The following is a 16,162-nucleotide window of genomic DNA, read 5'->3' on the forward strand; positions in this document are numbered from 1 at the left end:
CCGCCGTGTCTGCGCCGCCGTCCACTCCGGATGGGCTTTTGTGCGCTACAGCCCCAGGATTACACGAATACGCTCTTCTACGTGCTGCATCTCGCTGGGGGACAACGAGCCACGGCGCCTTCGGAGCCTTGATTTTCCCACCGTCTGAATGTCGGTGCAGTTGACGTAGGACTCGGCATATTTGGTCAGCCCCGAGTCGGGCCCGACAGGAACATGTGTGGATGACGGACCGGACGTCCCGGTGATCATAGCCACCGTCACCGCTGAGAGTGGCTCAGCAATGCCATTGACGGTGAGTACGACCACCGGATGCGGGCCGGGGCCGCGGGGCGGTGCAGGGAAGGCGCAGATCCAGACCTCTCCCCGCATCGCCGTTCCCGGATTCACCATTCCGCCTCGTCTGCGGCTGCAAGCTCCTCAGAGGTGGGGGCCAACGCGCCATCAGGCATGGGAGCCGGCTCTCCCCGGTAGAAGCCGCGGATCTCCTCGGCGGCAGCGACTTCGGCCGCCTTGCGGGCCAGCAGGCGCAGTCCTTCACGGAGGACGTCCGAAGTGGAGCCCAGGTTGAGCGCCTGCATCACTTGTTCCATGGCGGCTACTTCATCCGGCCCGAGTCTGACTTGCGCCACGCGGCCAGTGCCGCCGGCCGCATTCTGATGGCGGGGGGCGGCAGACCGCCGTGAGCCGGCAGCCTTCTTGGTGGCCCTGGTGCTCTTCGCCACCCTTGGCTTCGCCACTAGGTCCGTGGTGGGCTCACCACTCTTCACACGAGTTGCGGTCTGCTGCGCCTTCTTCGCCTTGGTTTCAGTCGCCATCATCCTCCTTCCCGAGACCGTCATGTATGACACCTGTCGTACAAGCCAGTCTCTCTGTTGAAACGAGACCGGTCAAGCCAACTGATCAGCGGCAGTGAGCCTGCCAGGAGCAGGACCATGTCCTGGCTGTCCGGCTGTCCCGCTGCCCGATCCAACCCGCGGAAGGAGGTGGGGCAGCGGTCAGACAGACCCCATTACCTTCTTGGTGGCCCCGCAAGGGGGCGCCCGGCCTCCGGAGTTGGCATGACTTTCTTCTTCGACGGCTTCGGCGCCATGGTCCACGGCGCCGCGCTGCCCGCCTCCTCGACGACCCGGACTTCGGGCTCGACCCGTCCGGCTGCCGGCAGCGGGCAGCGGGCAGCCGGACCGCCTTCGGCATGCTGCTCGGCGCGTCCTCACCGCCGGGGCCGTGCCGCTGCTCGCGGTCCGGCCGCCCGTACCGGCCACGTACGTCCTCATCACCGTCACCGGCGTCCGTCCGGCTCCAGCGCCTCGACGGCGGTCTGCGCGGTGGCCGGCCGGCTCCGCCCGGAGCCGCTGCGCGCGCCCGGCCTCGGCCGGATGCCCGGCGCGGGGCGGCCGGGCGCGGTGTTCGGCCCGTGGCTGGGCGGCGTCCTGGGCGACCGCGGGCGCTCGGAGCGGGGCTTTCCCGCTCCCCGCGGCGGCCGGGGTGACGGGCGCAGGCCCGGTCGTCCCTGGCGGCGGCTGTGTTCCGCCGCACCGGCCCGCGGGCCCGAAAACGCCCCCGGCCGTGCCGCCCGGGTCGGGGCGGCACGGCCGGGGGGCGAGGGACCGGGGGCGGGGGTTCCCCCGGCCGGCCTCGTGGACGTGCTCCTAACGGTCCTGCTTCTGCGCTCTCCTACTTCTCCAGGCAGAACTCGTCGATGGGGTAGCCGACGTGCCGGTCCTCGCTCGGCAGGTAGCCCAGCACCGTGTCGCCCGGCTTCAGTTCGGTGCTGTTGAGCACCGCGCCGCCCGGGCCCAGCACGCGCACGTGCCAGTCGTCCTGGAGGATCAGGTTGACCCGCTGCCCGTTCGGCGCCTCGGCGTCGATGGAGATCAGCGGACGGGACTCGATCTTCACCCGGCCCACGGTCACCAGCCGGGTGTTGCCCTTGACGTCGACGGCGGTCACCTTGCTGCCCGCCTTCAGCTCGCTGAGGTAGTTGGTGCGCTCGTCCTTGCCCAGCGTGTACGAGTGGATGGCGCCGGCGTTGACCCGGAACGGACGCGTCGGCATGTACGGCAGCGGGTGGGTCTCGCTGACGCACAGGATCATGCCCTTGGAGTGCGAGCCGACCAGGATGCCCTCGTCCTCGCGGAAGTGCGTGCAGGTGTCGACGCAGGCCCGCTCGCCCATGCCGATGTGGGTCGTCTCCACCACCCGCAGCTCGACCAGGTCGAGGTTGGGCACGTCGGCCTCGGCGGCACGCTTCAGCGCGGCGGTGTCCCCGACCTTCTTCGGGGCCATCATGACGCCGTCCGAACCGTGCTCCAGCACACCGAAGATGATCTCCGCCTCCTCGACGTCCTGCGCGACGGTGATCAGCGAACCGGTGGACCGGGCCGCCGCCGCGATCACGATCTCCAGCGGGATCTTGGTCGGGTCGCGGAAGAGCAGCACGCTCCACTTCTCGGTGCGCGCCGACTCGCAGGCGTCCTCCAGGGTCGGGGCGTCGACGATCTCCACGAACCGGCCGAACTCCACGTCCGGGTGACGCAGCGCCAGCTCGGCGGGGGTCACGCCGTGCCGGGCCGGGTCGACGATGACGACGGAGGCCTCGCCGAAGTCCTCCGGCAGCGGCCTGCCCTGCGGGAAGAGCACCCTGGTCACGGTGGGCGGCAGGTCCTTCAGGTCCGCGGCGTCGTCGGAGACGATCGCCTCCACGCGGTGGTGCAGGGCCTCCTGGACGATCGCGTCGCGGGCCTCGCCGAGCGAACGGATGTCGAGCCAGCTGATCTTCATGGTCGTACCTTTCGGATCGTGAGTAGGGCGGTACGGCGTGAGGTGCGCGCGGTAGCGCGTCCCGTTCAGGCGGCGACGGCTCCGTGGGCGGGGCCGGTCCGGGGGACCGCCCGCCCGCCGTGGATCAGGTCGGAGAGCTTGTCGGCCATGGCGCCGGGATCCGGGGCCTGGAACACGTTGCGGCCCATGGCCACGCCGGCCGCGCCGGCGCCCAGGGCCTCGTCGACGTAGGCGAGGACGGCCGCCTCGTCGCCGGTGCGGGGTCCGCCGACCACGACGACCGGGACCGGCGCGGTCCGGGTGATGTCGCGCATCTCGGCGGCGGAGCCGACGTAGAGGGTCTTGACCAGGTCGGCGCCCAGGTCGGCGGCGAGCTGGACGGCGTGGGCCACCAGGGCCGGGTCCCGCGGGTTGTCGATCTTGGGGCCGCGCGGGTACATCATCGCCAGCAGCGGAACGTTCCACCGGTCGCAGGCGTCGGCCACCGCCGCCATGTCGGCGATCTGCCGGGCCTCCTCGCCGGAGCCGATGTTCACGTGCACGCTGACCGCGTCGGCGCCCAGCCGCAGGCTCTCCTCGACGCTGGACACCAGGTACTTGGCGTTCGGGTCCGGCGCGTGCACGGTGCTGGCGCTCAGGTGCACGATCAGCGAGGTCCGGGTGAACCACTCGGGATCGACCTGGCGGACCGACCCCTTGTGCAGCACCACGGCGTCCACGTGGTGCGAGGCCAGCTCCCCCACCAGCGCGTTGAGCCGGTTCCCGCCGGTGACGGGGCCGTCGGTGACCGAGTGGTCGAGCGGGACGATCAGCAGCCGGTCCGGGGCGTGGCGGTGCAGCCGCTGGAGCCGCAGCCTCCGGGCGAAGGGCAGATGGGCGTTCATCGGGTCTCCCGTGGTCTCGCGGTACGGATGGTGCGGCGCCCCGGCCCCCGCCCGCCCCCGGGGCGGCCGGTCACGGAGCAGCCGCTCACGCGGCCGGTCACGGGGCGGCCGGTCACGGCCGGGCCGCCACCGGAAGGGGGCCGCTGTCCTGCGCGGCGTCGAGGCCGAACTCGGTGTGCAGCAGCCGTACGGCCCGCTCCACCTCGCCGCGGGGGACGGTGACCGACACCCGCGACTGGGAGGCGGACAGCGAACCGGCGTGGATACCCCGGTCGGTGAGGACGGAGAGCATCCGCTCGGCGTACTGCGGACGGCTCAGCAGGCCGGTGCCGACGATCGACACCTTGGCCACGGACGTGTCCACGGCCACCGCCTCCGCGCGGTCCGCGAGCGACCGGCGGACCGCGTCGACCCGGTCGTGCGGGACGGTCACGCTCACCGCGTGGCCGCCGTCGCTCTCCTTGAGCACGGTCGTCATGTCGGCCGGCACGGCCTGCCGGCCCAGGGCGCGGAAGACGCTGAGGGCCCCGTGCTCCTGGCCGTGTCCGGTGCGGACGGTGACCCGTGCGACATCCTGGTCGTGGACGACCGCCACGACGGCGGTCCGGGTCTCAAGCATGCTCTCTCCGTCTCTCGTGAGGATCCGGGTGCCGGGACCGGAGCCGGCCGAGTGCGCGACCTGGATGTCGACGCCGCACAGGGCGGCGAGTTCGACGGCGCGGGAGTGCATGACCTTGGCGCCCGCGAACGCCATCTCCGCCATCACCTCCATGTCCAGCTCCGGCAGCAGCCGCGCGGTGGGCACCAGACGCGGGTCGGCGGTGAGCACGCCGGGCACGTCGGTGTAGATCTCGCAGTGGCTCGCGCCCAGTTCGGCCGCGACGGCCACCGCCGTCGTGTCCGAGCCGCCGCGCCCCAGCGTGATGACGTCCAGCTCGGGACCGACCGCCTGGAACCCGGCGATCACCGCGACCCGGCCCCGGTCGAGGAGCCCGTCGACGTGCTCGGTGTCGATCGCCGCGATCACCCCGGCCCCGTGCGGGCCGGAGCCGAGGATGCCGGTCTGCGTCCCGGCGAGCGCGGACGCCGGGACCCCGGTGTGCTGGAGGGCCATGGCCATCAGCGCCGCGGAAGCGGCCTCGCCGGTGGCGAGCAGCTGGTCCAGCTCCCGCCCCTCGGGGCGCGGATTGATCTCGCTCGCCGTACGGAGCAGTTCGTCGGTCGTCCTGCCCTGCGCGGACACCACCACGGCGACCCGCCGTCCGCCGGCGGCGACGGCCGCGATCCGCTCCGCCACCGCCCGCACCTGGCCGGCCGTTGCCAGCGAGCTGCCGCCGTACTTCTGCACCACGATGTCGCTCGTCCGCCCGTCGCCCGGCGTCGTCATCTCGCCCCCGCTCGTCGAAGAACCCGTGCGCTGACTGCCGCGACGAGCTTCCGCGAGCCGGGTATCGCCACCGCTACCGGACCGCACCGCGCCCGCATCGGGCGCGTATCACCGGGCGGCGGGCCGGGCCGGAGGACGGGAGAACCCCCTGAGCACCGGAGCGCTCAGGCGGTTCCACCGGGCGGTGGCGCAGGCACGCGCACCCTCGGTGACTTGCGCCACAGTCGAACCGACCACGCCCTGAACCGATCCACCGGCCCGGCAGGACGGCTCCCTGCCGCCGTCCGGCCGAGGCCGTCCCGTCGCACGGCAGGCACTCCTTCCGGCCGGACGGCAGGCACTCCTTCCGCTCCCGGAGGGCGACCGGCCCGGCCGGGCGCGGGAAGCCGGGCGCGGGGCCCGGGCGCGGGGGGCCGGGCGCGGGGGCCAGAGGCCGGTCGCGGCCGTCAGGCGCTGGAGCGGACGACCAGACGGGCGGGGAGGATCAGCGGGGTGGGGTCCTGCCCGTCGACGAGGGCGGCGAGCATGCGCGCCATCTCCCGTCCGAGAGCCTCTATGGGCTGATGGACGGTGGTCAGCGGCGGATCGGCGATCCGGGCGACCGTCAGGTCGTCGAAGCCGACCACGGCGACGTCGTCGGGAACCCGCCGGCCGGCCTCCCGCAGAGTGCGCAGCGCTCCCGCCGCCATGTTGTCGTTGGCGGCGAACACGCCGTCGACGTCGGGGCGGTCCGCCAGCAGCGCGGCCATCGCGGCGGCACCGCTGGGCTCGGTGAAGTCGCCCTCCCGCACAGGGAACGGATCGAGACCGGCGCCCAGCACGGCGTCCCGGTAGCCGCGGTACCGGGCGCGCCCGGCCTCGGTGTCCAGCCGCCCGCAGATCGCGGCCACACGCCTGCGGCCGCGCGAGAGCAGGTACTCGGTCGCCTCGCGCGCTCCGCCGACGTTGTCCACGTCCACGTACCACCGGGGAGCCGGACCGACCGGGCGGCCGCCGAACACGACGGGCATCTGCGCCTCCTCGGCCATCCGCGCCAGCGGATCGTCCTCGCGCAGCGCCATCAGCATGACCCCGTCCGCGCCCCTGGAGCGAAGGAGCTCCTCGACCCGCTTGCGGCCCCGGTCGGAAGCCGCCAGACACAGCATCAGATGCAGGTCGGCCTCCTCCAGGGCGGCCGACGCCCCCACGATCACCTGGGCGAAGAACGGATCGGCGAAGATCGACGGATCCTCTCCCGAGACGACCAGGGCGGCCGCTCCCGTCTGCCGCGTGGCCAGAGCGCGGGCGGTCGGATTGGGCACGTAGCCCAGCTGCCGGACGGCCCGCTCGACCGCCTCCCGCTTGGCGCGGCTGACGTGCGGAGCGTTGTTGAGGGCGCGGGAGGCCACGGAACGGGAGACGCCGGCGCGTTCGGCCACCTCGTCGAGCGTCGGCTGCCGACGCGGCGCATCCTCAGCCATCAACCAGAAGCCCTTCCCTCTCGACCGGACGGGCAGCATGTCACCTCGGCCCGGGCCGCTGCCACCCGCACGGGCGGCGATGCGAAGCCGGCAAGGACCCTCACCACCCGACCGACTGGGACCGCTTCCAGTCGCACGGCCCCTTTCCCTTACAGCTCTCCGCAGGCAAGTGGTGGCGGACACCGGTGCGTTGACCCTTGACAGCTCAATTGCCCCGTCACACGATACCGACCACACCCCAACGGTCCCGCCATATTTTTGGGAGCGCTTCCAGTGGGAGCGCTCCCAAAGGTGGTCCCATCGCACTTCCTCAGCGCGTCGCACGCTCGGGACGAGAGCGTGCGACGCATCCCTTCCAGGAGAACGAGGTCCAGACATGCGCCGCAGACTCCGCGCCCTGACCGCAGCGCTGTGCGCCCTGCCGCTGGCGTTCACCGCCGCACCGTCCGCCCACGCGGCCGACCCGACCAGCATGACCAGCGGGTTCTACGTGGACCCCGACTCCAGCGCGAAGAGGTGGGCGGCCGCCAACCCCGGCGACGGGCGGGCGGCCGCGATCAACGCCTCCATCGCCAACACGCCGATGGCCCGCTGGTTCGGCTCCTGGAGCGGCACCATCGGCACCGCCACGGGCGCCTACGTCGGGGCGGCGGACCAGCGGGACAAGCTGCCCATTCTCGTCGCCTACAACGTCTACCACCGCGACTACTGCGGCGGTCACTCCGCCGGCGGGGCCTCCTCCCCCGCCGCCTACGCGTCCTGGATCGCGCAGTTCGCCGGCGGGATCGGCAGCCGCCCGGCCGTCGTCATCCTCGAACCGGACTCCCTCGGGGACTACGGCTGCATGACCCAGGCCCAGATCGACGAACGCGAGGCGATGCTCACCGGCGCCCTCGGCGAGTTCAACCGACAGGCCCCCAACACCTGGGTGTACCTCGACGCCGGCAACCCGGGCTGGGCGGACGCGGCCACCATGGCCAGGCGCCTGCACGAAGCCGGCCTCCGCCAGGCCCACGGCTTCTCCCTCAACATCTCCAACTACTTCACCACCGCGCAGAACACCGCCTACGGCAACGCCGTCAACAGCGAACTGGCGGCCCGCTACGGCTACACCAAGCCGTTCGTCGTGGACACCAGCCGCAACGGCAACGGCTCCAACGGCCAGTGGTGCAACCCCTCCGGCCGCCGCATCGGCACGCCCACCCGGACGGGCGGAGGCGCCGAGATGCTGCTGTGGATCAAAACCCCCGGCGAGTCGGACGGCAACTGCGGCGTGGGCGCGGGCTCCACGGCCGGGCAGTTCCTCCCCGAGGTCGCCTACAAGATGATCTACGGCTACTGACGGCAGGACGCCCCCGCCCGCCGCCCGGCCGACCGGCAGTCCGCCGGGCGCGGGCGGCGGACGGCGGGCGGCGGGCGGCGGGTGCTTCCTCAAGGAGCGGGGACGACCCGCCGACTGCGACCGGGCGCTCCACTCGGCCGGCTGCGCGTCGTTCGGGCAGGCCGAGGGCGGGAGGCCGTCCTGCCCGGCTCCGGCCGGACTGCCTCGGCCGAGAGCAGTTCACTCCGTCCGCCTGTCAGAGATGGCCGGGCTGTTTCGTCCCATGTTGCGAAGAGGTTCTGAGAAGAACCCACCTCGTCAACAAGGAGCCGGCGATGAGCGAGAAGACCACACACCGGAGGATCGCCCTGGTCACCGGGGCGAACAAGGGAATCGGTCGCGGGGTTGCAGAGCAGCTCGCCGCGCTGGGCATGACGGTCCTCATCGGCGCCAGAGACCCGAGGCGCGGCGAGGAGGCCGCTGCGGCGGTGCGCGCGGCAGGCGGTGACGTGCACGCGGTCACCTTGGACGTCACCGACCAGGCCGACGTCCAGGAGGCCGCGAAGCAGATCGAGGAGCGCTTCGGCCATCTCGACGTGCTGGTCAACAACGCGGGCATCACCGGCTCCGGGCAGGTCGCACCCGACGACGCCCGCGATCAAGTCCCCAGCTCCGTCGACCTGGCCATGGTCCGGTCGGTGTTCGAGACCAACGTCTTCGGCGTGATCGCGGTGACCAACGCCATGCTGCCGCTGCTGCGGCGGTCACCGGCGCCGCGCATCGTCAACGTCAGCAGTCACGCAGCGTCGCTGACTCTCACCAGCGATCCGGACGGCCCCTTCGCGGCGCTGCTGCCGTCGGCCGCGTATGCGCCGTCCAAGAGCGCACTGACCGCGCTGACCGTGCAGTACGCCAATGAGCTGCGGAAGGAGGGCGTTCTCGTCAACGCAGTCGCCCCCGGCTTCGTCGCCACGGACAGCAACGACCATGCCGGGTTCCTCACGGTCGCGCAGGGCGCCGCGGTAGTGGTGCGCCTGGCCACGCTCGGCGAGGACGGCCCGACCGCCGGGTTCTTCGGCGAGGAGGGCCCTGTGCCCTGGTGATGGCGGGCCTCGCGCCCGACCGGTCCGGGGCTGACGCCGAGCTCGGCGCCGCACCGGCCTGCGCGGCCGGGCCCGAGGTGCGGATCTGCTCCACCGGGGCGGGCGAGCCGGCGGACGGGGCCGGCGCGGCTGCGGCGCCGGCCCGGCCTCGGGTGCGGGCACAGGGCGGGGCAGAGGTGCGAGGGCTCGGTCAGCAGCCGTGCGTACGCCTCTCGCTCCGAACCGCGCGGCTCGGCCGCCTCCCGACCGGCTCCCGGCCCCGCACCGTCGCCCGGCGCACCGACAGCGCGGCGGCGGCCTGCTGCGGCGCCGGGCCGTGGGCGCCGGGGCGGCGCCCGGAACCCGTGGGAGGGATGGTGACCGCGGGACGGGGAGGACGAACTGGTGAACAGCGTCGTGAGAGCGCTCTCGCACGGAAGGCGCCGAACCGGCCACCGGCCCTGGACGCCGCAAGGGGCAATCCGCCCATACGGGTTCGGTCTCGCGGAAGCCGCCGGAGCATTCCCGCCGTAACGCGCGCGGCACGGCGCGGCCTTCCGCCCGCCCCGGCGCCGGGGACGGGCGGCGGGTGCGGCACGGGGCCCGTCTCCTCCGCCGCATCACATGGCATACCGGAATACTCCACTTGATCTTCACTAATCAGCCACGCTTTCCGGCGGGTCGGCGCAGCCGTGCCGTCCGTCCGGCGCCGGGGCCGATCTGAGCAGCCGCGCGCCGTCCGACGCCGGCGGCACCGGGGACTCGTGCGCGCCGAGATGAGTGGCGCATTGTTTTCCGGCCGCCGGACGCCGGGAACCACCCCGCGACAAAAGAGGGGTGACGATCCGTCAATTGACGAGTCGTCAGGTATCTGCCGTTTCCCCTGTGGACGGGATCCCGCAAGAGCTTGTTCGTGCCAACCCTCCGGCGCGCCAGGAGGTCCTCGCCGAAGCGTCCGAAAGCGCCGCTTGTTGACAGGGGCATATCACGTCGAAGGTTCAACCACCGATGCGGCACCTCCAGGACGCCCGCACTGTCCGCGGGACTGCCGCAGACGTGAACCGAGGGCCCGGACATCCAACGGGCCCACGACCACCCCTCACCGGAGGACAAGTGAAGGTCAAGACGTTCCTGTCGTCGGGCGCCTCCCGAAGAGCCCGTGCCGCCACCGTCGTCGCCGCCCTGGCGACCGTGTCCGCGCTCGTGACCCCCACCGCCATGGCGTCGGCGCCCGCGGACGCGAAGCCCACCGCGGCCCAGCTCGCCCTGGTCGGCGACGCGGTGCTCGGCGCCGACGTCGGCGGCACGGCCTGGTACACCGACGAGGCGTCGGGCAAGGTCGTCGTCACCGCCGACAGCACGGTCTCGGCGGCGGAGATCAACAAGATCAGGAAGGCGGCCGGCGCCCAGTCCGGGGCGCTGCAGATCAAGCGCACCCCGGGCAAGTTCAGCCGTCTGATCGCCGGCGGCGAGGCCATCACCTCCTCCGGCGTCCGCTGCTCCCTCGGCTTCAACGTCCGCAACTCCGCGGGCACGAACTTCGCGCTCACCGCGGGCCACTGCACCAGCGGCCGGTCCAGCTGGAGCATCGGCACCGCGGTGCCTGGCCAGACCGTCTTCCCGACCTACGACCACGGGGTCATCCAGCACTCCAACCCCGCCGCCTCCGACGGCCGCGTGTACCTGTACAACGGCACGTACCGCGACATCGTCAACGCCGGCAGCCCCGCCGTCGGGACGCGCATCGAGCGCTCCGGCAGCACCACGGGCTACCGCACCGGCACCGTCACCGGCCTGAACGCCACCGTCAACTACGGCAACGGCCAGCTGGTCTACAACACGATCCAGACCAACGCCTGCGCCCAGCCCGGCGACAGCGGCGGCCCGCTCTTCGCCGGCAGCACCGCCTACGGCCTGCTCTCCGGCGGCAGCGGCAACTGCACCACCGGCGGCACCACGTTCTACGAGCCGGTCACCCGGCCGCTGAGCCTGTACGGCCTCAGCGTCTTCTAGCCCCGCCGCACTACCCGTCAGGCAGGTCCCGGAGGCCGCCGGCCGCCACCGGCGGCCTCCGGTCCGTGCGCGGCGGCCCGGTGCGCGGCGGCGTCCGGATCCGCCGCCCGCCGGACCGGGCCCCGGCTGCCGGAGGTGACGGCGGGAACCCGTGCGGCGCCGGGGTGCTCACCGCCGGCCGGCGCGCCCGGAACAGCCCCCGCAGCCCGGCGCGGCCGGCCGGACTGCGGGGGCTGTGCCGGCGCGCGGGCGCGGCCGTCCCCGCACGGACCGCCGCCGCGGGGCGGCGGTCCGTGCGGGCGGGCGGTGAGCCGGGGTCCTGACGGGTCGTCAGCGGCCGTCCAGGCCGCGGTCCACGGCCGTGATGAGTTCACCGTCCGGCGTGTCCCCGTCCAGCGACCAGAACATGGCGCCGCCGAGCCCCTGGGCCCGCACGTACGCGGACTTGACGCGCAGCACCTGCGGGTCGTCGTAGGTCCACAGGGTCGTGCCGTCGAAGAGCCAGGCGTGGCCGTTGCGCCGGTCGCGGTGGAGGGTGTAAGTGCCCGAGTCCGCGAGCTTCTTGAGGACCTTGTAGTCCTCGTAGCCGGGGCTCCAGGTCGCCGGTGCGGGTGCGGCGGCGGGTTGGCCGAGGCCGTCGCCGCCGCCCGTGACGCCGGTCCAGCCCTGTCCGTAGAAGGGCATGCCGACCACGAGTTTGCGGGCGGGGGCGCCGCGGCGCTGCCAGTCGCGGACGGTCTGGTGGACGCTGAAGTCGCCGTCCGCGAAGAGTGCGGACTGCTGGGCGGTGGTCTTCTCGCCGGAGACGTGGAAGTCGTAGCCCTGGAGGTTGACGAAGTCCAGGTCCCGCATGATGCGGGGCACGTCGAAGCCCGCGTCGATCTTGGCCGGGGCGGTGGGGACGAAGGCGGTCAGCTCGTAGCGCTTGCGCTTCTTCAGGGTCGCGCCGTAGGCGTCGAGCTGGGTGCGGAACTCCCGCACCAGAGCGGTGAAGTTCTGCTTGTCCTCGGGCCGGAAGACGGTGTCGGCATCCCCCTCGGAGCCCGGCCACTCCCAGTCGAGGTCGATGCCGTCGAAGACCCCCGCCGCCGCGCCGGCGCCGCCGCGCGCTCCGTCGACGGGCAGGTTGCCCTTGATGTAGAGGTCGATGCAGGAGGAGACGAACGCCTTGCGCGACGCGGGGGTGCGGGCGGCGTCGGAGAAGTGGGTGGACCAGCTCCAGCCGCCGAGGGAGATCAGGACCTTGAGGCCGGGGTGGCGGGCCTTGAGTTCCTTGAGCTGGTTGAAGTTGCCGGCCAGCCGCTGGTCGGCGGTGTCGGCCACGCCGTCCACGGAGCCGGCGGCGTCCAGCGGGCGGACGTAGTCGGCCCAGGCGTCGGCCTCGCCGGGGACGTTGCCGATGAAGCACTTGCCGTCGGAGCCGACGTTGCCGAAGGCGTAGTTGACGTGGGTGAGCTTGGCGGCCGTGCCGCTGGTCTCCAGGTCCTTGACCTGGAAGTTCCGCCCGTACACACCCCACTGGGTGAAGTAGCCGACGCGCTTGTACGCACGCGTGGAGTTCTCGTGAGCACCTCCGCCCCGGTCCTCGCGGTCTCCGGTGGCGGTCGCGGACGGGGCCAGGCCGGCGAGGAGGGCGAGGGAGCTGACGCCGACGGCGAGGGCGGAGAGGGTTCTTCGACGCATGGGGCTCATTCCTGTGCGGTGCCGGAAGGTTCCATGGGCAAGACGGAAGGAACCTATTGGTCTGGACCATTGCGGTCAAGACGTCCGGCGCCACCGGAGCCGCGCGGGACACGGGGATGCGATCGGCTGCGCCCCTCCCCTGCCGTACGCCCTCGTCCGGCGCCAACCTTTACGGCACGTCCCACCGGCGCCCCGGCGTGACGGCCGCCAGTGCCGGTTTCACCCCGATTTCCCACGCACAGAAGGAAGTCGGCATGACATGACCGAGGCCCTCCCCCGGCCACCGCGTCGTCGCCTGCTCCGGCCACCCGGCCCGGCGCCCGCCCCGCCGGCCCTGGCGGTACCGGCCAAGGGCGTCGCCGCCTTCGCCGGTACCGTCCGGGCCGAGGGCGGCAGGCGCCCGGGCCGGCGGCGGGCGTTCCGCCGCCGCGGGTGCGCGGGGCGGGTCTACTGGCGGGTGGGCGGCGGGTCGGTCTCGTCCCGGGCCGGTGCGGCCGTCTCGTCGTCGCCCGTCTGACCGCCCCGGTGTTCCGGGTCCGGCTGCGGGGGCTTTCCGCCGGAAGGCTTCTGCTCCTGTGCGAGGTGCTCGCGCACGTCCTCGGGCTTGTCGCCGATCTGGTCCATCGCCTGTCTCCGATCGCCGAGGGGTGCGGCGCCGTTCCGGCGCCGGGCTGCCGTCGGGACCAGCCTGGCACGGGAGGGTGCCGGGGTGCTCGCCGAGCAGGCCGGTGCGGCCGGCGCCTGCGGCCGGCGCGTGCGGCCCTTCCGGTCCCCTGCCCGCGGCTGCGGGCGGCGCGCCGGTCCGCTGACTGCCGGCGGCCGGTCGACTACGCTCGGCGCACACCGCCGTCGGGAGGTACGCGAAGATGCGTCGTCGACTCGCCCTGCGCCGAATCTCGTTCCTGGCGGCCGCCGCCGTCACCGTGTCGGTCGCGGCGGGAGCACCGCCCGGTTCGGCGACCGCCCCGCCGGGGGCCGCGGCGAAGAGCCCGGTCGCCGTCGGCCACGGCGGCGCGGTGGCCAGTGTGGACGCGGACGCCTCGGCGGTGGGCATCGAGGTGCTGCGCGAAGGCGGCAACGCCGTGGACGCGGCCGTGGCCACCGCGGCGGCGCTCGGCGTCACCGAGCCGTACTCGGCCGGCATCGGCGGAGGCGGCTACTTCGTCCACTACGACGCCGAAACCCGCCGGGTGCACACCATCGACGGCCGCGAGACGGCGCCGCGCGCCGCGGACGAGGACCTCTTCGTCGAGAACGGCGCCGCCGTCCCGTTCGCCGAAGCCGTCACCAGCGGCCTGGCGGTCGGCGTTCCCGGCACGCCGGCCACCTGGGAGGCCGCGCTCGACGCGTGGGGCAGCGCCTCGCTGGACACCCTGCTCGAGCCCGCCGAACGGCTGGCCCGGGAGGGGTTCACGGTCGACGCGACCTTCCGCGCCCAGACCGAGAGCAACCAGGCCCGCTTCGCGGACTTCCCCGCCACCGCGAAACTGTTCCTGCCCGGCGGACGGCTGCCCGAGGTCGGCTCCGTCCTCAAGAACCCCGACCTGGCCCGCACCTACGCCGAACTGCGCAGCAAGGGCGCCCGCGCCCTCTACCGCGGCCCTGTGGCCCGCGACATCGTCGGCACGGTCAACCGTCCCCCGGTCGACGCCGCTTCGCAGCGCACCGTGCGTCCGGGCCGGATGACCCTGGCCGACCTGAGGGGTTACGAGGTGGAGCGGCGGGCCCCCACCCGGGTCGCGTACCGCGGACTGGACGTGTACGGCATGGCGCCGTCCTCCTCCGGCGGCACCACCGTGGGCGAGGCCCTGAACATCCTGGAGCGCACCGACCTCTCCCGGCTCGGCGAGAGCCAGTACCTGCACCGTCTGATCGAGGCCGCCCGGGTCTCCTTCGCCGACCGGGGCCGCTGGGTGGGCGATCCCGCCTTCACGGACGTGCCGACACGGGAACTGCTCTCGCAGCACTACGCGGACACCCGCGCCTGCCTCATCCGCGACGACGCCGCCCTCGCCAGCCCGCTCGCGCCGGGCGACCCGCGCCGACCGGCCCCGTGCGCGGCGGGCGGGACGCCGGTACCGGCCACGCACGAGGGGGAGAGCACCACGCATCTGACGGTGGCCGACAGGTGGGGCGACGTCGTCGCCTACACCCTGACCATCGAGCAGACCGGCGGCAGCGGCATCACCGTCCCCGGACGCGGGTTCCTCCTGAACAACGAGCTGACGGACTTCTCCTTCACCCCGGCGGCCGGCCCTTCCGTGCCCGACCCCAACCTGCCCGGCCCCGGCAAGCGGCCCCGCTCCTCGATGGCGCCCACCATCGTCCTGGAGCGGGGCGAACCGGTGCTCGCCGTGGGCTCCCCGGGCGGCGCCACCATCATCACCACGGTGCTGCAGATCCTGACCGGTCACCTCGACCGGCATCTGCCGCTGGTCGACGCCATCGCCGCCCCGCGCGCCAGCCAGCGCAACCAGGCCGCCACCGAGCTGGAACCGGGCCTGTGGAACGACACGGTCCTGCGCGGCCGGCTCGAGGCGATGGGGCACGTCTTCCGGCCCAACCCGGAGATCGGCGCGGCGACCGGCGTGCAGCGCCTGCCCGGCGGGCGCTGGCTGGCGGCCGCGGAGAGGACCCGCAGGGGCGGCGGGTCGGCGATGGTCGTCCACCCCTGAGCAGACAGGCGGCAGGCGGCAGGCGGCAGGCGGCAGGCGGCAGGCGGCAGGCGGCAGGCGGCAGGCGGCAGGCGGGGTGATGATCTGCCTTTTGTCGCCCATGCGGGTGGGGTGCGGATATCGGCGCCGGGGCCGGGCAGGCCACTAGTAGCTCCCCGTAGCGGCCCGCCACTCGCAGTGGTCGGCGCCGGAGCTGCGGTGCGGCCGTCCGTCCGTCGTCCGTGGCCGTCACGCCCGACCGGGCGTACCGGGCTGCGGCCGCCGTTTCGCCCTTCCTCGCGCGAGAACCGCGCATCCGGACAGAGAGAGGTCTGTCATGCCCACATCCGAGCAGGATCTCGAGTACCCGGCGCCCAGCCCGGCGCCCACCGGACAGGTCATGGTCGTCCATGCCGTGACGAACTCCTACTGGATGCCCGACCGCGTCAACGACGACGACACCAACGACCGGGACGAACTGCAGAACTTCACCGCCGACCCGCTGTGGAACAACGCGGCGGTGCTGTGGCGCTTCACCCGCCTGCAGAACGGCTCCTACCGCATCAGCAGCGCCAACGGGACCAAGCACGTCACACGCGTCGGCGAGGCGGCCCGCAACACTCCCGTGCGCCTGCACCCCAAGGACGACGGCGCCGCCAGCCAGCACTGGGACCTGGTGCCCGTCCCCGGCCTCGCCGACACGCCCGGGCGGGCGCCGGTGCGCGCCATCGTCGCCCGCGGCACGTCCTACGCCATCGGCATGGTGGACAACGTTCTCAGCAACGACGCCGAGATGCGCCTGATCCGCATGTGGAACAACCAGCCCACCATCTACCACGGCTGGACCCTCATCCCCGCCCCCTCCGCCGAGGAGGAGGCGGAGTAGGAGTGCCGCGC

General features: G+C 73.3%; 13 protein-coding genes. 5 read left to right on the top strand and 8 right to left on the bottom strand.

All coding sequences use genetic code 11. From position 1 onward, the window contains the following. Positions 1 to 45 precede the first annotated feature (45 nt). The 6 genes from ABZY13_RS18710 to ABZY13_RS18735 form a co-directional block, all read right to left on the bottom strand. On the bottom strand, positions 46 to 390 hold the full coding sequence (locus ABZY13_RS18710; RefSeq protein ID WP_356631984.1) for a type II toxin-antitoxin system PemK/MazF family toxin: 345 nt from the start codon (positions 388 to 390) through the stop codon (positions 46 to 48). After that, a complete protein-coding gene (locus ABZY13_RS18715) occupies positions 384 to 815 on the bottom strand; it encodes a hypothetical protein (RefSeq protein ID WP_356631986.1) in 432 nt (143 codons plus the stop codon). Before ABZY13_RS18715 ends, ABZY13_RS18710 begins: the two co-directional genes overlap by 7 nt. An 859-nt stretch (positions 816 to 1,674) precedes the next feature. Next, on the bottom strand, positions 1,675 to 2,781 hold the full coding sequence (griH, locus tag ABZY13_RS18720; RefSeq protein WP_356631988.1) for a 3-amino-4-hydroxybenzoic acid synthase: 1,107 nt from the start codon (positions 2,779 to 2,781) through the stop codon (positions 1,675 to 1,677). 65 nt (positions 2,782 to 2,846) lie between these two features. Continuing rightward, the gene (locus tag ABZY13_RS18725) at positions 2,847 to 3,665 is read right to left on the bottom strand and encodes a 2-amino-3,7-dideoxy-D-threo-hept-6-ulosonate synthase (RefSeq protein ID WP_356631990.1); all 819 of its coding nucleotides are present in this window, start codon (positions 3,663 to 3,665) and stop codon (positions 2,847 to 2,849) included. Positions 3,666 to 3,777: 112 nt separating this feature from the next. Then, a complete protein-coding gene (locus ABZY13_RS18730; RefSeq protein ID WP_356631992.1) occupies positions 3,778 to 5,052 on the bottom strand; it encodes an aspartate kinase in 1,275 nt (424 codons plus the stop codon). A 446-nt stretch (positions 5,053 to 5,498) separates the two neighbouring features. Further along, positions 5,499 to 6,512: a LacI family DNA-binding transcriptional regulator gene (locus tag ABZY13_RS18735; protein ID WP_356631994.1), complete on the bottom strand. Its 1,014-nt coding sequence runs from the start codon at positions 6,510 to 6,512 to the stop codon at positions 5,499 to 5,501. Positions 6,513 to 6,888: 376 nt separating this feature from the next. Between ABZY13_RS18735 and ABZY13_RS18740 the strand changes: the two genes are divergently transcribed. The 3 genes from ABZY13_RS18740 (at position 6,889) to ABZY13_RS18750 (ending at position 10,928) form a co-directional block, all read left to right on the top strand. Continuing rightward, entirely contained in the window at positions 6,889 to 7,854 is a 966-nt protein-coding gene (locus ABZY13_RS18740) for a glycoside hydrolase family 6 protein (RefSeq protein WP_356631996.1), read from the top strand. Between the two features lie 314 nt (positions 7,855 to 8,168). Next, positions 8,169 to 8,936, top strand: a complete 768-nt coding sequence (locus ABZY13_RS18745) for an SDR family oxidoreductase (RefSeq protein ID WP_356631998.1) — start codon at positions 8,169 to 8,171, stop codon at positions 8,934 to 8,936. Between the two features lie 1,161 nt (positions 8,937 to 10,097). Next, the gene (locus ABZY13_RS18750) at positions 10,098 to 10,928 is read left to right on the top strand and encodes a S1 family peptidase (RefSeq protein ID WP_356632058.1); all 831 of its coding nucleotides are present in this window, start codon (positions 10,098 to 10,100) and stop codon (positions 10,926 to 10,928) included. Between the two features lie 330 nt (positions 10,929 to 11,258). On the opposite strand, the gene ABZY13_RS18755 is transcribed toward ABZY13_RS18750, so the two are convergent. Further along, complete coding sequence (locus tag ABZY13_RS18755; RefSeq protein ID WP_356632000.1) at positions 11,259 to 12,611, bottom strand: glycoside hydrolase family 18 protein; 1,353 nt, start codon at positions 12,609 to 12,611, stop codon at positions 11,259 to 11,261. A gap of 447 nt (positions 12,612 to 13,058) precedes the next feature. Further along, the gene (locus ABZY13_RS18760) at positions 13,059 to 13,235 is read right to left on the bottom strand and encodes a hypothetical protein (protein ID WP_356632002.1); all 177 of its coding nucleotides are present in this window, start codon (positions 13,233 to 13,235) and stop codon (positions 13,059 to 13,061) included. A 242-nt stretch (positions 13,236 to 13,477) separates the two neighbouring features. Here ABZY13_RS18760 and ggt point away from each other — a divergent pair, with 242 nt between their 5' ends. Continuing rightward, a complete protein-coding gene (gene ggt / locus ABZY13_RS18765) occupies positions 13,478 to 15,286 on the top strand; it encodes a gamma-glutamyltransferase (RefSeq protein WP_356632004.1) in 1,809 nt (602 codons plus the stop codon). Positions 15,287 to 15,602: 316 nt separating this feature from the next. Then, positions 15,603 to 16,151, top strand: a complete 549-nt coding sequence (locus ABZY13_RS18770) for a hypothetical protein (RefSeq protein ID WP_356632006.1) — start codon at positions 15,603 to 15,605, stop codon at positions 16,149 to 16,151. Positions 16,152 to 16,162 lie beyond the last annotated feature (11 nt).

Source organism: Streptomyces sp. NPDC006610 (assembly GCF_040611575.1).
GTDB lineage: Bacteria > Actinomycetota > Actinomycetes > Streptomycetales > Streptomycetaceae > Streptomyces.

Coding starts and splice junctions, on each gene's coding strand:
- ABZY13_RS18715 (WP_356631986.1), bottom strand. CDS start 815: ATGGCGACTGAAACCAAGGCGAAGAAGGCGCAGCAGACCGCAACTCGT.
- ABZY13_RS18770 (WP_356632006.1), top strand. CDS start 15,603: ATGCCCACATCCGAGCAGGATCTCGAGTACCCGGCGCCCAGCCCGGCG.
- griH (WP_356631988.1), bottom strand. CDS start 2,781: ATGAAGATCAGCTGGCTCGACATCCGTTCGCTCGGCGAGGCCCGCGAC.
- ABZY13_RS18730 (WP_356631992.1), bottom strand. CDS start 5,052: ATGACGACGCCGGGCGACGGGCGGACGAGCGACATCGTGGTGCAGAAG.
- ABZY13_RS18745 (WP_356631998.1), top strand. CDS start 8,169: ATGAGCGAGAAGACCACACACCGGAGGATCGCCCTGGTCACCGGGGCG.
- ABZY13_RS18740 (WP_356631996.1), top strand. CDS start 6,889: ATGCGCCGCAGACTCCGCGCCCTGACCGCAGCGCTGTGCGCCCTGCCG.
- ggt (WP_356632004.1), top strand. CDS start 13,478: ATGCGTCGTCGACTCGCCCTGCGCCGAATCTCGTTCCTGGCGGCCGCC.
- ABZY13_RS18710 (WP_356631984.1), bottom strand. CDS start 390: ATGGTGAATCCGGGAACGGCGATGCGGGGAGAGGTCTGGATCTGCGCC.
- ABZY13_RS18760 (WP_356632002.1), bottom strand. CDS start 13,235: ATGGACCAGATCGGCGACAAGCCCGAGGACGTGCGCGAGCACCTCGCA.
- ABZY13_RS18755 (WP_356632000.1), bottom strand. CDS start 12,611: ATGCGTCGAAGAACCCTCTCCGCCCTCGCCGTCGGCGTCAGCTCCCTC.
- ABZY13_RS18725 (WP_356631990.1), bottom strand. CDS start 3,665: ATGAACGCCCATCTGCCCTTCGCCCGGAGGCTGCGGCTCCAGCGGCTG.
- ABZY13_RS18735 (WP_356631994.1), bottom strand. CDS start 6,512: ATGGCTGAGGATGCGCCGCGTCGGCAGCCGACGCTCGACGAGGTGGCC.